Source organism: Pseudooceanicola sp. HF7 (genome assembly GCF_011806405.1).
GTDB lineage: Bacteria > Pseudomonadota > Alphaproteobacteria > Rhodobacterales > Rhodobacteraceae > Pseudooceanicola.
In genome coordinates this window covers 111845-126204 of sequence record NZ_JAATOW010000005.1, presented here as the reverse complement: position 1 = coordinate 126204, position 14360 = coordinate 111845, and the positions used below count along the sequence as shown (strand labels likewise).

Annotated in this window: 12 protein-coding genes and 1 tRNA gene; 4 read left to right on the top strand and 9 right to left on the bottom strand. The window is 64.1% G+C overall.

Annotation, left to right across the window (positions count from 1 at the left end; genetic code table 11):
• Positions 1-201: 201 nt before the first annotated feature.
• Genes HCZ97_RS04530 through HCZ97_RS04520 form a run of 3 tightly spaced genes read left to right on the top strand, consistent with a single transcriptional unit; the run spans position 202 to position 2842 of the window.
• Entirely contained in the window at positions 202-1749 is a 1548-nt protein-coding gene (locus tag HCZ97_RS04530) for a phospholipase D family protein (protein WP_167687487.1), read from the top strand.
• Positions 1750-1793: 44 nt separating this feature from the next.
• Positions 1794-2321 (top strand): HdeD family acid-resistance protein, encoded by a 528-nt coding sequence (locus tag HCZ97_RS04525; protein WP_167687486.1) that lies wholly within the window; start codon positions 1794-1796, stop codon positions 2319-2321.
• On the top strand, positions 2318-2842 hold the full coding sequence (locus HCZ97_RS04520) for an HdeD family acid-resistance protein (protein ID WP_167687485.1): 525 nt from the start codon (positions 2318-2320) through the stop codon (positions 2840-2842). Before HCZ97_RS04525 ends, HCZ97_RS04520 begins: the two co-directional genes overlap by 4 nt.
• Before the next feature lie 84 nt (positions 2843-2926).
• Here HCZ97_RS04520 and HCZ97_RS04515 read toward each other — a convergent pair whose 3' ends face one another.
• On the bottom strand, positions 2927-3697 hold the full coding sequence (locus HCZ97_RS04515; protein WP_167687484.1) for a YbaY family lipoprotein: 771 nt from the start codon (positions 3695-3697) through the stop codon (positions 2927-2929).
• Between the two features lie 346 nt (positions 3698-4043).
• Here HCZ97_RS04515 and HCZ97_RS04510 point away from each other — a divergent pair, with 346 nt between their 5' ends.
• Positions 4044-4400 carry a hypothetical protein gene (locus HCZ97_RS04510; RefSeq protein ID WP_167687483.1) on the top strand — a complete coding sequence of 119 codons (357 nt, stop codon included), beginning with the start codon at positions 4044-4046 and terminating at the stop codon, positions 4398-4400.
• Positions 4401-4533: 133 nt separating this feature from the next.
• On the opposite strand, the gene HCZ97_RS04505 is transcribed toward HCZ97_RS04510, so the two are convergent.
• The 8 genes from HCZ97_RS04505 to HCZ97_RS04470 form a co-directional block, all read right to left on the bottom strand.
• Positions 4534-4623 (bottom strand) — tRNA-Ser (locus tag HCZ97_RS04505).
• Positions 4624-4762: 139 nt separating this feature from the next.
• Positions 4763-7267, bottom strand: a complete 2505-nt coding sequence (locus tag HCZ97_RS04500; RefSeq protein WP_167687482.1) for a DUF3772 domain-containing protein — start codon at positions 7265-7267, stop codon at positions 4763-4765.
• A gap of 15 nt (positions 7268-7282) precedes the next feature.
• Positions 7283-8314 (bottom strand): cysteine synthase A, encoded by a 1032-nt coding sequence (locus tag HCZ97_RS04495; protein WP_167687481.1) that lies wholly within the window; start codon positions 8312-8314, stop codon positions 7283-7285.
• Between the two features lie 56 nt (positions 8315-8370).
• Positions 8371-9495 carry an NUDIX domain-containing protein gene (locus HCZ97_RS04490; protein WP_167687480.1) on the bottom strand — a complete coding sequence of 375 codons (1125 nt, stop codon included), beginning with the start codon at positions 9493-9495 and terminating at the stop codon, positions 8371-8373.
• Positions 9496-9613: 118 nt separating this feature from the next.
• Positions 9614-11035 carry a deoxyribodipyrimidine photo-lyase gene (locus HCZ97_RS04485; protein WP_167687479.1) on the bottom strand — a complete coding sequence of 474 codons (1422 nt, stop codon included), beginning with the start codon at positions 11033-11035 and terminating at the stop codon, positions 9614-9616.
• A gap of 134 nt (positions 11036-11169) precedes the next feature.
• Complete coding sequence (locus HCZ97_RS04480) at positions 11170-12810, bottom strand: BCCT family transporter (protein ID WP_167687478.1); 1641 nt, start codon at positions 12808-12810, stop codon at positions 11170-11172.
• A gap of 78 nt (positions 12811-12888) precedes the next feature.
• Entirely contained in the window at positions 12889-13302 is a 414-nt protein-coding gene (locus tag HCZ97_RS04475; protein ID WP_167687477.1) for a universal stress protein, read from the bottom strand.
• A 412-nt stretch (positions 13303-13714) separates the two neighbouring features.
• Positions 13715-14230, bottom strand: a complete 516-nt coding sequence (locus HCZ97_RS04470) for a DinB family protein (protein ID WP_167687476.1) — start codon at positions 14228-14230, stop codon at positions 13715-13717.
• Between the last annotated feature and the right edge of the window lie 130 nt (positions 14231-14360).

Here is a 14360-nt window from a genome sequence, read left to right as displayed (position 1 = left end):
GTGGCCATGTGGTGGGCATTCTTTCTGCAACCGGGAGCGATCATCGAGCAACAAACCGGGGCCGGGTAAGACAGGCTTCCTGCCGCAGTGGATCGTTGTCCCGACGGGGTCTTCCAGAACGGGAACAGCACCGATGCCTTTGCGATCCGCCCTGCCCTTTCCCGCTTGTGGGCCAAAGCGACGGAGGGCGCACCCTTGATCATGAAAGTCCTGCGTGCGCTGCTGGTCCTGACCGTCCTGCTGGCTGTCTTCATCCTTGGCGGGCGCCTGCTTTACCCCCTTCCTGATATCTCCGACCGGGCCGAGAGCCTGGCCCTGCCCGTCGATGACAGCACTTACCTGGGGGCCTTTGCCAAGCGGATCGGGGCGGATCATCCGGGCAAGACCGGCGTCATGTCCCTGGAGGCCGGCCCGGATGCGCTGGCCGCGCGGATCGCGCTGGCAGAGGCCGCCGAACGCTCCATCGACTCGCAGTATTACATCTGGTCCGACGACACCTCCGGCATCCTGCTGATGGATGCGCTTTACCGCGCGGCCGAGCGCGGGGCGAAGGTGCGCCTGCTGCTGGATGACAATGGCGTGCCGGGCATGGATGCCTACATGGCCGCGATGAACAGCCATGAGAACTTCGATATCCGGCTCTTCAACCCCTCGACCGTGCGCTCGCCCAAGCTGATGGGCTATACCCTTGATTTCTTCCGCATGAACCGGCGGATGCACAACAAGTCCTTCGTGGTCGACGGCGTCGCCGCGATCATAGGCGGGCGCAACGTGGGGGACGAATACTTCAAGGTTGGGCAGGACAGCTTCTATGTCGACCTGGACGTGCTGGCGACCGGCAAGGTGGTGCGCGAAACCGAAGAGGTATTTGACGCCTATTGGAACAGCCAGTCGGTCTATGGCGTGGAAAAGGTGATCGACGGAAACGGCGATCTGCCCGGGTTCCAGGCACGCGTTGAAGAGATCGTGCAGGGCCAGGATGCCAAAGACTTCTTTGGCGAAAGCATCGCCACGATGGAGCGCTTCCGGCCTGAGACGGCGCGGCTGGAATGGACCGATGTGCAGCTGATCGCGGATGATCCGGTCAAGGGCCTGGGCACCGCCCGCCCCGATCAATTGACGGTGGTCAAACTGGCCGAGATCCTGCGTCAGACGACATCACGGCTGGATCTGGTCTCGGCCTATTTCGTGCCTGGCAAGCTGGGGGTCGAGGTTTTCGGCGATCTGGCCATGGGCGGCAAGCAGGTCAATATCTTGACCAATGCCCTGAACACGACCGATGTCCTGATGGTGCATTCGGGCTATTCCAAGTATCGCCGGGCGCTGCTGGAAGCCGGGGTCGACTTGTTCGAGCTGAAATTGCGCGGTGGCCTGCCCGCGGTACCGGCCAAGCAGCTCAGGCCCTTTGGCCTCTCGGGGGCCAGCCTGCATGCCAAGACCTTTGCCATGGATGACGAGCGTCTGTTCATCGGGTCGTTCAACTTTGATCCGCGCTCGGCCCAGCTGAACTGCGAAATGGGCTACCTGATCGACAGCCCGGCCATGGCCAAGCGCATCAGCCGGGCCTTTGACCGGGGCGTTCCCGGGGTCAGCTACCAGCCCGTCCTGACGGTCGAGGGTAAGATGGCCTGGATCGAACAGAACCCGGAGGGAGAGATGAAGATCTACCAGGAAGAGCCTGGCGCCACCTGGTTCCAGCAAATCGCGATCGTGGTCATCGGGGTGTTCCCGGTGGAATGGATGCTCTGAAGGTCGACCAGAGGGCGGCCCGGAGCGAAACGGGGGTAAATGACATGAAATACTGGTTTCTCTGGCTGCTGGCCGGGATCTTTTCCGTCATCGGGGGGCTCTTGGCGCTGTTCAATCCCTTCGTGGCCTCGCTGACAGCCAACCTGCTGGCGGGCTGCACCTTCATGGTGGTCGGGGTGATGATGATCATCTCTGCCTTCGGGGACAACGGCTGGGGATCGCGGATCCTGGCGATCCTGCTGGGCCTTGTGATCACCTGGATGGGCTACAACCTTGTCGGCCACCCGCTGATCGGGATCGTGTCGCTGACCATCGCCGCCGCCGTGACCCTGCTGGTCATCGGCGTGATGCGGATCATCATGGCTATGAAGGCCGAATACGCCCAGTTCCGTTGGTTGCTGATCCTGTCCGGCGCGGTCTCCATCCTGCTGGCGTTCATGATCTTTTCTAACTTCCCGGCCTCGGCCACGGCGGTCCTGGGGATCTACCTCGGGATCGAGCTGCTCTTTAACGGGGTCAGCCTGATCGCCATCTCGCTGGGCCGCAAATCCCAAGAGGAGCTTGTCGCATGAAACACTGGATGATCTTTATGGGGACCGGCGGCATCGCGGTCCTTGGCGGGCTGTTTGCCCTGTTCAACCCGGCCTCCGCCGTCGCAACCACTGCCACCATCACGGGGCTGGCGTTGCTGGTCGTGGGGGCCCTGCAGGCCTATTCGGCCTATAGGTCGCCCTCCCTGCAGACCCGCGCCGGCGCGGGCGTCCTCGCGGTGCTGGCGATCTTCATGGGTCTGACCCTGACCTTCGGACCTTTCGGGGATGGCAGCCTTGTCCGGCTGCTGCTGGGCCTCCTGCTGCTGGGCTCCGGCGCGGCCAAGGTCTGGTCGGTGCGCCATCTTCAGCGGGACCAGATCTTTCTGCCCGTGCTCATCGCGGGCGCTGTTTCGGCGGTTCTGGGCCTGATCATCCTGACCGGGTTCCCGGGCTTCCTGGCTAATGCCCTGGGCATCGTGCTGGCAATCGAACTGCTGTCAGTAGGCGCCTTCATGATCAGCCTGGCGCTGCGCCGCAAGCGCACCGAAGATCCGGCCTGACAGCGCCTCACGAAAAGGAAGAGACCCCGCACCAGCCCTGGTACGGGGTCTCTTTTGCCTTGATGCAGGGCTTTTCGTCGGATCTTACTCGGGCCGTTCCTGGAACCGCAGAACGGCGATACCCGCCTCGTTCGAGAAGGTCAGGTTGTTCCCGTAGCGCACGAAGCTGACGCTGTCATCCAGCGCCGCGATGGTGTCGGATTCCAGCTTCATGCGCGCGTCCGGGCAGGCCATCATCGTCCCGGCAAGCGGGCCGAGAAAGCGCAGGCTGTCCCCGTCGGTCGCGATCTTGCTGACGTAGCGGTTGCAGCCCGCGTAGATCGCGATGTTGCCCTCTCCGTCCACGGTCATGGTGGGCGGGTCATCGGTGACCAGGGCGCGCCCGGTGATCTCGGTCGCGGCCCAGGCGATGCCGGCAAAGGGGGGCGGGGCCGCAGGGGTGACCGGGGTCGCGCTGCGTTCCAACACCATTTCAACGGTGTCCGGCGCGCCGCGGGTGATCACCGGATAGGCCGAGGTCGAGCGGAAGATCACGCTGTCGCCAGAGAGGATCCGGGCCGAGACGGAATAGCTCATCCGGTCGTCGATCTCTGCGGGGTCATAGGTGATGGGCACCATGACCGGCACGCCCGAGATCGGAAAGCTGCCTTCCGTGATGGTGGTCGACGGGGCGTCCATGCGAGAGACATCCAGAAGTTTCACTTCCAGCACCGCGTCCGGCGGCAGGGCCATTCGTTCGCGGTAAGTGATTGTCACCTCGACCGTTTCGGATTGGGCAAGCGCCGGGGCCGTGACGCTGAGCGCGGCCAGCACCCCTGCAAGCACCTTCGGCAACACGCGTTTGAGCGGGGTCATCTACTGTCTCCTTCTGGATCAGGGATGGGCGTTTGGCCGGTCCCGAATGTCACACATAATCATGCCCTTGCCTGGAAGAAGGCGTCTGACGCGGCGTTCCCTGCAGCGGACGGCAAGATCTTTCTTCAAGGTGACGCCACAACCTTGAGGCGACAAGGGAAACTTTTGCGCCCTCCCGGCCCGTCTGTCTTCTTGCCGATACGGCTTCGCCGCGTGGCCTGGCCCCCAAAAAGAAAACTGGCAAAGAAACTTTCGACGATTTTTGAACCGTTGCCCGAGCTAAGGCGACAAAGCCTTGTCAGCGAACGGGCCAGGGTGGTCCGTCGCCCATCCAAGGAGACACACTATGAAACTGACTGCCCTGATCGCCGCCCTCACCCTTGGCACAAGCGCCGCACTGGCCGCGCCTGCCGCCGTCTCGGACTCCGGCGTGATGGCCGACAAGGCCGGCATGACCCTCTACATCTTCGACAAGGACGCGCCCGGTGTCAGCAACTGCGCCGGGGGCTGCGCTGACAGCTGGCCACCCTTCCTCGCCGGCTCGGATGCCGCGGCTGAGGGGGATTTCACCCTTGTGACCCGCGCGGACGGCAAGGCCCAATGGGCCTTCAAGGAGATGCCGCTTTACTACTGGGCGGGCGACAAGCGCCCGGGGCAGACCAACGGCGATGGCGTGGGCGGTGTCTGGCACGTGGTGAAGTAACTGCAGCGCTCTTTCCCGGCCCGGTGCCCCCTTGGGGACATCGGGCCACCTGAACTCAGTAGACCCTGCACAAACGAAAACCGGGCCCCAAAGGGACCCGGTTTTCCGCTGCAATATCATCAGCTTGTGATGATGGCGGAGAGACAGGGATTCGAACCCTGGAGACGGTCTCCCGCCTACACACTTTCCAGGCGTGCGCCTTCGACCACTCGGCCACCTCTCCGTGGGGCGTTCTTTAGCCCTACCAGCCGGGGGAGTTCAAGGGCCAAGATCGTCTAATTTCAACTTTTCTGACCAATGATTTGCGCCCCTGTGCCGCGACCCCATGGATCGCTGCGTCAACTGCCCCCGGCAGGTCGAAATCATTCGGCGTCCGGGTCTGCCTCTGCTTCTCCGTCGTCGCCGTCATGCATGTCGTCGCGCGTAATATGCGAGGAATCGGCGGGCTTTGCGGGCGGCGCGGTTTTCTGTTCTGCCCCGTCCTTGCGGGCCTCGATGGCCGCCTTGGCCAGCGCCTCGGGATTGCGCAGCCAGATATCGCGCTGACCGAAGGGAATCTCGATGTTTTCCTTGGCGAATCGTTCGGCGATCTGGTGGTTCAGCTCTGTCTGCACGTCGATGATCTGGGTGACGTCCCGCAGGATCGCGCGAATCTCGAAATCGAGCGAATCTGCCCCGAAGCCGGCAAAGACCACGCCCGGCGGCGGGCTGAGCACGATGATCGGATGTTCTTCCGCGATTTCCTGAAGGATGCCATGCACGCGGCGGGTATCGGTGCCATAGGCGACGCCGACCTTGACGATCAGCCGGCCCACCAGGTTGCCGCGTGTCCAGTTCGTCACCTGGCCAGAGATGAGGTCGGCGTTGGGCACGATGACATCGGTGCGGTCGAAGGTCTCGATCCGGGTGGCGCGGACGGAGATGGAGCGAACAAAGCCCATCTGCCCGCCGACCTCGATCCAGTCGCCTTCGGAAATCGGGCGTTCGATCAGCAGGATAATCCCCGACACGAAGTTCGACACGATGGTCTGAAGGCCGAAACCGACACCGACGGACAGCGCACCGGCGACGATGGCAAGAGAGCTGAGGTCGATCCCCGCCATGGTGATGGCCACCAGCGCGGCCAGGAAGATCCCCACGTAGCCAAGGCCTGAGACCACCGCGTTGCGCCCGCCAAGGTCCAGCTTGGTCTTGGGCAGGACAGAGGTCTTCAGTGCCCCCTGCACCGCCCGCGTGACCACGTAGCCGGCCACGAAGACCACCGCGAAGATGATGAAGTTGCTGGGAGAGATCGTGAGCCCGCCAACAGAGAAGCCCTGCAGGAAGCGCGTCCAGAGCTCCAGCAGGTCGGTGACCCGCGCGCCCCAGATCAGGGCGAAAATCGGAAGAGAGCAGAGCGTCAGCAGGAAGCCCAGCAGCACCGGCAGCAGCGCGTCCTTCACGCCGTCCCGGTCCCGGGTGATCAGAACGTAAATCTCGATGATCAGGCGTTGCAGGATGAACAGCAGCGCGATTACCATCAGGCTGCTGCCGGTCCGGGTGATCAGCGCTTCGCCCATGGTGAAATAGCCAATGCCGGCCAGGATCGGCCCCAGAATGGCGGCGAAAAAGACGACCCGCCCCAGCACCATGACCAGCTGCTTGCGGAAGCCGTGCTCTTCCCCGTCATCCTCGGTGTACTGACCCATCAGGATGATGAAGCGCGAAATCCGCAGCATGAAGAGCGCCATGACCACCAGCACCGGCAGGACCAGCACATCCGAGGTCTGATCGGGCCAGTCCGCGGCCTCGGCAGCGGCCTTGATCATAACCAGGATGCCCATCAGCGCGCCGTAGGTGATTAGGTAGACCCGCCCTTCGCGCCGTTGCGTGGTGCTGAGATAGACTGAGGCATCAACGTTGTCGGAGACAGGGAAGACGTAATGCCCCAGCCAGCGCGCGGTATAAAGCAGCACACCCACCGCTGGCAGGCTGTGCAGCAGCGCGTTGCCCTCCGCCCCGAAAAGCCCGCTGCGGGCCGCGGCAACAGAGACAAGTACAAGGCCGGAGACCGGTACGACGATCTGTGCCAGCGACACGACGAAGCGCAGCAGCCAGCGCTGTGCGGAGCGGTCATCGCCGATGAAGTGGTTGGCCAGGCTCTCAAGCCAGCTCACGCCGCGCATGACCAGCACCCCGGCGGCCACCAGCATGATCAGGATTAGCGGCAGGTTATTGCGGAATTCTGACCGCTTGCCGGCATCGTCCCAGTTGCCGGAGACATTGGTGACGATGGCCTCGAAGTAGCCCGTGAGGTCGCTAAGTGCTGTCGGCCAGGTTGCCGGGTTCAGCGGCGTCGGAGTGAGCTCCAGGAACTCATCTGCCTGCCGGCTACGCTGGATCGCGTCGATCGAGCTGATGAGGCTGTCGGCCTCTGCGTAGTAAAGCTCTGCCGCGCGGGCCGGCGCGCGTAGCTCATCAAGGCGCGACTGGAGCGTTTCGCGCTGATCCGCGACCGCTTCCGACTCGGCCGGTTCCCCCTCTGCCGGGGGATCGCCCAGGGTGTCCAGCTGGGCCTGCACCGCCTGGATGGCCGCACTGTTGGCCGATTGGGCATCGTCGAAGCGGCCGCGCCAGTAGGACAGTTTGCCCCGCACCTCTGTCAGCGCGGCGTCCGAGGCGGAGTCGTTGTTGACCAGCTCCTCGGCCTGGTCGGCCAGGGCTTCCCATTCCTTCAGGTCGGACTCGCTCAGTGCATGCGGGCCCTCGCCCGACTGGGCGGCGGCACCAGAGGATCCGGCCTGCTGGGCCAACGCGATCCCCGGCCCCCCTGCCATCAATGTCACAACGATCAGCAGGCGGAGGAGGGTCGCGATGGTCCGAAGCATGGGCCTTCTTTCGTCTTATTCCGAGAATACTCCCGGGATGGAGCGGGGCGCTTCACGAAGCCAGCCCGGCGTCGGAAGCCCCTTTTCCCTCAGGAAATCGGGGTTGAAAAGTTTTGACTGGTATCTGGTGCCATAATCGCAAAGAACAGTCACGATCGTGTGTCCCGGCCCCATCTCTTTTGCCATCCTCACGGCGCCCGCCACGTTGATGCCGGAAGAGCCGCCAAGGCAAAGCCCCTCTTCGCTGAGCAGGTCAAAGACATAGGGCAGCGCTTCCTCGTCCGGGACCTGGTAGGCGAAGTCCGGCGTGAAGCCCTGCAGGTTGGCGGTGATCCGCGCCTGTCCGATGCCCTCGGCGATGGAAGAGCCCTCTGCCGCCAGTTCACCGGTCTTGTAATAGCTGTAAAGGGCCGCGCCCATGGGATCGGCCAGGGCCACCTTGACGCCCTTGGGTTGCAGCGCCTCGGCCACGCCTGCCAGCGTGCCGCCGGAGCCGACCGCGCAGACAAAGCCATCGACCTCGCCCCCTGTCTGTTCCCAGATCTCGGGGCCGGTGGTTTCCACGTGGGCCTGACGGTTGGCGATATTGTCGAACTGGTTGGCCCAGATCACGCCGTTCTCTTCCGTGCGCGCCAGCTCCTGGGCCAGCCGTTCGGAGTAATGCACGAAGTTGTTGGGGTTGCGGTAGGGCGCGGCCGGAACCTGCACCAGGTCAGCGCCCGCAAGGCGCAGCATGTCCTTCTTTTCTTGGCTCTGGGTCTCGGGGATGACGATGACCGTCTTGAACCCCATGGAGGCCCCTACCAGCGCAAGGCCGATGCCGGTGTTGCCAGCCGTCCCTTCCACGATGGTCCCGCCCGGCTTCAGCGCGCCGCGCTTGACCGCATCCTGGATGATGTAGAGCGCCGCGCGGTCCTTGACCGACTGGCCGGGATTGAGGAACTCCGCCTTGCCAAGAATGGTGCAGCCGGTTTCCTCGCTCACGCGACGCAGCTTGATCAGCGGCGTGTGGCCAATGGCGCTAGCCAGATCCTGGGCGATGAACATCGAGCACTTCCTTCCAACTTTTGTCGATCCTGATGTATCGCTGCCCCAAGGCTAACTCAAGCTGCGCCCCGCAATTGGGAACGCTTGCCCGAAAGCCAGATCAGCGAAAGGATGAGCGGCGCATTCCGGGCCTCGCCGGAAGAAATCAGTTCCATTGCGTCGTCGAAACTCAGGACGTGGGTCCGGATATCCTCCGCTTCTTCTTCCAGTCCGAAGGTGCCCGGGGCGCGGTCCGGCAGGTCGCAAATGCCAAGATAGCAATGGAAATACTCCGACACGCAGCCCGGAGTCGGATAGCAGGAGGCGATGTGCAGCAGTCGCGTCAGGTCCAGCCCGGCTTCCTCCTTCGCTTCGCGGCGCGCGCAGGTTTCGGGATCCTCGCCCGGATCGATGCGCCCGGCGACCGGCTCAAGCATCCATGGCAGATCCTCTCCGCGGGCAAAGGGGCCCATGCGGAACTGTTCTACCAGAAGCACCCGGTCGCGCACCGGATCATAGGGCAGCACGATGGCGGCATCGGGGGCCAGGAAGACCTCTCTGCGGACCTCGGGTGACATCCCGCCAGAGAAGGTGCGATGGCGCAGCTGGTAGGTCCTGGTAAAGAAATACCCCGCATGTTCGTCCTGGCGCGACAGCAGCTCCACCTGCGGGTCATGGGGCCCGGTGCCGACACGATGCGGCACGGCCTGATCTCGGGCGCGCAGGCGGGCATAGGCGCGCGCTTCGATCTGCGAGACGCGAAAGCGCAGCTCATCGCCCTCGTAGCGGCCCCAGAGCCCCATGATCTCTTGCGCGGCAAGGATATCGGCGGGGGCGCGGTTGGCCACCCAGGCGTCCAGGTTCCAATGGCCCGAGAGCACGCTCGACGGATTGGCCGGCACGAAGACCTCTGCCGGGACCACCTGCCCGTTCACCTCGACCTGGCATTCGCGCAGGTGCATGTCGAAGGCGCTTTCGTAATGGGCGATGCGATCGCGCATGTCCGGAAGGATGTCCCGGATCAGCAGGCCGTGGGCCGTTGCGCCGGGTTCCTGAACCAGCACCGGCCAGTCGCCCTCGCCCGAGGGGGCAATGCGGAATCCCTCGCGCCCCGCAGGCAGCAGGGGCGGCAGGGTGCCGGCGACGGCCTCCAGCAGTGGCGCATGGCGCAGCGTGCCGAAAAGAAAGAGATTGCTCGCCAAGGGGGCCTCCGGAAAGTGTCTTGTCGCTGTTCGCCTTAGTGGTAGATGGCGCGCCGGGGGCGCACAAGGTCAGAGGGTACAGCGAAGCGTGGCTGCGCGGATCGTCGTGGACCTGCGCCTAATCCTCTGCCTTTAGCTCCTGGTAGGCAGCCAGCGCGGCCTCACGCCCCTCTTTCAGGCTTTGCGCCATCCGGGGCGGATCGTCAGAGGGCGACAGGTCCCAGGACCGCGGCATGGCCTCGTAGAAGGCCAGCGCGGTGTCCGGCGGATTCCCCTGCCCCTCTGCCAGCCAGCGGCGGCGGTAGCTCTGGTCGGGATCGAACTTTTCCGCCTGGGTCTCCGGGTTGAAGATGCGGAAATAAGGCGCGGCATCCGGTCCGCAGCCCGCCACCCATTGCCAGCCCATCGCGTTGGACGCCGGGTCCCAGTCCACCAGGCAGTCCTCGAACCAGTCGCGCCCGATGCGCCAGTCGCAAAGCATGTTCTTGGTCAGGTAGCTGGCGGTGATCATCCGGGCGCGGTTGTGCATTCGCCCGGTGACGAAGAGCTCGCGCATGGCGGCATCGACCAGCGCCACACCCGTGCGGCCCTGTTTCCAGGCCAGCACCTGCGGGCTGTCGGCATCGGTGTCCCAAGGAAACTCCTCCCAGCCCTCGCGCCAGTTGTCTGTCAGGATCCGGGGGGTGTGGAACATCAGGTGATAGGCGAACTCACGCCAGACAAGTTCCTTCAGGAAGGTCCCGGCCCCCTCTTTGCCCGCCTCCACGGCGCGCAGCCCCGCGTGCCAGCAGGCCAGCGGAGAGATCTCTCCAGTGGTCAGATGCTGGGACAGATCAGAGGTCGCCGCTTCGCCCGGGAAGTCGCGCCGCGCGCGGTAGTCCTCGATCCGGTCGCGGGCGAAGATCGCAAGGCTCTGCTGGGCGGCTGCTTCGCCGGCCTCCACATGGGCGGCCACCACAGCTGCGCCGCGATTCATGGCCTTGCTCAGGGCCCAGTCCGCCAGGTCTTCGCTCTCCGGCCAGCGGTCTGGCGCGGGCAGCGTGCCGGGGGCGGTCAGCGTATCGGGCAGCTCGCGGTCCTTCACCGCGCGCCAGAAGGGGCTGTAGACCTTGTAATAGCCGCCCTGCTGGGTCGAGACGCTCCAGGGTTCGAACAGCAGGTGGCCGGAGAAGCTGCGCGCCTCTATCCCGGCGTCGCCAAGGGCGGATTTCACCCGGCTGTCACGCTCGATCGCTTCGGGATCGTAAAGACGGTGCCAGTAGACGGCCTCTGCCCCGGTGTCGCGCAGCAGCTCTTCCAGCACCTCCCGCGCAGGGCCAGAGCGCAGGATCAGCCGCGCGCCCATCTGGCTAAGCTGATCGGCGAGTGCTTTCAGGCTCAGCTCCAGCCGCAGCTTGGCGGCGGCCCCCAGCCCGTCGGTGGTGCTGTCGCGGATATAAAGGGGAATGATGGGGCCGCCACGCTTGAGGGCGGCATCAAGGGCGGCGTGATCGCTCAGCCGCAGGTCGCGGCGAAACCAGAGGATCGTGGCAGCGGGCATGCGGTCTTCCTTTGTTCCTTCCCCTGTCTACGTAGGGAAAATTCCAGAAGATCAAAAAGAAAACCCCGGCAGCCAGGCTGCCGGGGTCTCCGTTGGTCAGGTGTCCCCTTGATCGGGGGGCGCTTTCGCCGTGATCAGGCCTTCATCTCTGACCGCAGGCCCTTCCAGATCGCGAAGCACATGATGAGCAGCACGATGGTGAAAGGCAGCCCGGTGGAGATCACCATGGACTGAAGGCTGGACAGCCCACCCGCAGAGAGCAGCAGCACGATGGCCACGGCGCCTTCGAAGATGCACCAGAAGACCCGTTGGGGCACCGGGGCGTCGACCTTGCCGCCTGCCGTGATCGTGTCGATCACCAGCGAGCCGGAGTCCGAGGAGGTCACGAAGAAGACGATGACCAGCACGATCCCGATCAGAGAGGTGATGCCGGCCAGCGGCAGCGCATCAAGCATCTTGAACAGCTGGATGGGCAGATCGGCCTCTTGCGCGGCGGTGTAGCCCTCAGAGACGACCTGGTCGATCGCGACGCCGCCGAAGACGGACATCCAGAGCACGCAGACCAGGCTGGGGATCAGCAGCACGCAGATGATGAACTCGCGCACCGAACGGCCCCGGCTGACGCGGGCGATGAACATGCCGACGAAGGGGCTCCAGGAAATCCACCAGGCCCAATAGAACGCGGTCCAGCCCTGGCTGAAGTTCACGTCATCGCGCCCGATGGGATTGGCCAGGCCAGGCAGGTACTGAACATAGGCTACCAGGTAATCCACGAAGCCGGTCAGGATCAGCATGGTCGGACCGGCGATCAGCACGAAGACCAGCAGCAGGAAGGCCAGGCCCATGTTGATTTCCGACAGGATCTTGACGCCGCCGTCCAGGCCCCGCAGCACGGAGACTAGGGCGATGGCGGTGATGCCGGAGATCAGCAGAACTTCCACGGTGTCGTTGATCGGCACGCCAAACAGCTCGTTCAGGCCGGCATTGGCCTGGGTTGCCCCGAAGCCAAGCGATGTGGCCAGGCCGAAGAGCGTCGCAAAGACCGCCAGGATGTCGATCAGGTGGCCCGGCCAGCCCCAGACCCGGTCGCCCAGGATCGGGTAGAAGGCAGAGCGGATCGTCAGCGGCAGACCCTTGTTGTAGCTGAACAGGGCCAGCGCCAGCGCCACGATGGCGTAGATCGCCCAGGGGTGCAGCCCCCAGTGGAAGATCGTCGCGGCCATGCCAAGGCGCGTCGCGGCCTCTGCATCGCCTTCAGCGCCGCCCAGCGGTGCCCAGTCGGTACGCACTCCGCCCTCGCTGGCGATGCCGCCGAAGGAGCTGGAGAAGTGGCTCATCGGCTCTGAGACGCCGTAGAACATCAGGCCGATGCCCATGCCGGCGGCGAAGAGCATCGCGAACCAGCCGATGTAGCTGTAATCCGGGGTCGCATCCGCCCCGCCCAGCCGGACCTTGCCCAGCGGAGAGACGATCAGCAGCAGGCAGAAGATCACGAAGAAATCTGCAGCCCCCAGGAAGAACCAGTCAAAGCTGGTGGTCACCGTGCTGAAAAGCCAGGTGAAACCCGAACCGGCCTGCTCGGGCAGCGCCAGCGTGTAAAAGACGAAGGCGACGATCGCCAGGCCCGAAACCAGGAAGACCGGGTTATGGATGTCGAAGCCGAAAGGCCCGACCTGACCGTCGATATTGTCCTGTCCGATCTCGTAATCGGTGTCGATGATATCGGCAGCCCCTTCCGGGGCTGGTATGCCCTGGTCGGCATTTTCGTCCGTCATCTGTCCACTCCTTGTTATTATAAATTCCTGTGCCGCGCGGGAGGAGCCCCTGGCGGCGGATCCCCGTGATCTGCCGGGTCAGCGCACCAGCATGACGGAGATCTTGGCGTGACTTGCCAACCGCCCGCCGTGGGACGGCCAGACGTAATCCACGATGCCCGGCACGTGGCTGGCCATCACGACCAGGTCCGCGCCGGTTTCCTCAACTGACTTGAGCAGCGCATTGTCCACGTCGATGGAGACGTCGTGGCTGATCTGGGAGACCGAGGAACAGCGCACACCGCTGGCAGTGCTCTGTTCCTGAGCGAAGGCCTTCAGCTTTTCGGCGTATTCGGCAGGGGTATGGGACAGCGCACCGGGAAGCGCCGTGGTCACACCGGCATAGACAATTTCAGCGTCGAATGTCTTTGCAAGCTCCGTGCCGCAACTCAAAGCCTTCTCAAGCTTTTCAAGATGCGCCAGGTCGACCGGCATGAGGATTTTCTTGAACATTCTGCCCTCCTTTGCAGATCCCCGCTCTGTGGCGGGCTGACGGATGCAATGGCCGTCTCCGGCTATTACGCGACGTTAACAAGAGCTTAACATAGGCATAGGCGGAAGCCGAATGATCTTGCGCTGAAAGCGACATTCCCGGCCATTCCTCTTGCAGATCCGTCTCATCCTCTTGACATGCCCCACCCGATCACGAACCGCCGGGTCCCGTTTTTTCGCGGGATTTCCGCCAGCCGCAGCCGTGGGCGTCACCTAGCGGCGCGCGCCCTGCTGTCCAGAAAGAAGTACACGCGTGAAGCAAATTTGCATCGCCGGTGCGCTAGGTGACGCAGGGTTTGATGGGTGCAAGGCCGGTTTGCCGAGGTCGGTGCAGAGGTTGCCGAAGCCAAACTGATGCGCCCCTGCCCCCGATTTACATCCAAGGGCCGGTGCTGGGCATGAAGGGCAGATCGGTGTCCTCGGTCTTGCAGCCCGCCTGGGTCAGCATTGCGTGGATCTGGCCCCGGTGGTGCGTCTGGTGATTGAAGACCTGCATCACCAACAGCCCCCTTGGCTGGCTCAGCTGCTTCTGGGTCGCGCCTGAGAACCAGGTGAAATCCCCCACCAGGTCCAGCGCGCGGATCTTCTCTGCCCAGGCCAGGATATGACCATCCATGCGAAAGCGCTCGGCCGACCAGGCCCCAAGGGTGGGATGCATCTGCGGGCCGTCCTTGATGGGGACCTCGGGCTTGGGCCAGGTGCTCAGCCGCGACATCCATATCGCATCGGCCCAGAGCAGGTGGTTCGCCGTGCCCAGGATGGAGCGGAAGAAGGCACCGCGGTCTGCCGTCAGCGCCTCAAGAGAGAGCGTTTCCATCGCCTTGCGCATGTTCCGGTTCTGCCAGGCATTGTAGCGCGCCATGGTCAGACAATAGGCCGGGGTGATCATCGGGGGCCTCCGCCGTTTCAAAGACGGGGGGATTTCACCGCGCGCCGGGGAAAAATGCAAGGGGCGCAGGGGGGTACGCCCCGCTGCGGCCCTGCGATTTGGGTCATGGCGCGGGCGAACGAACGCCTGC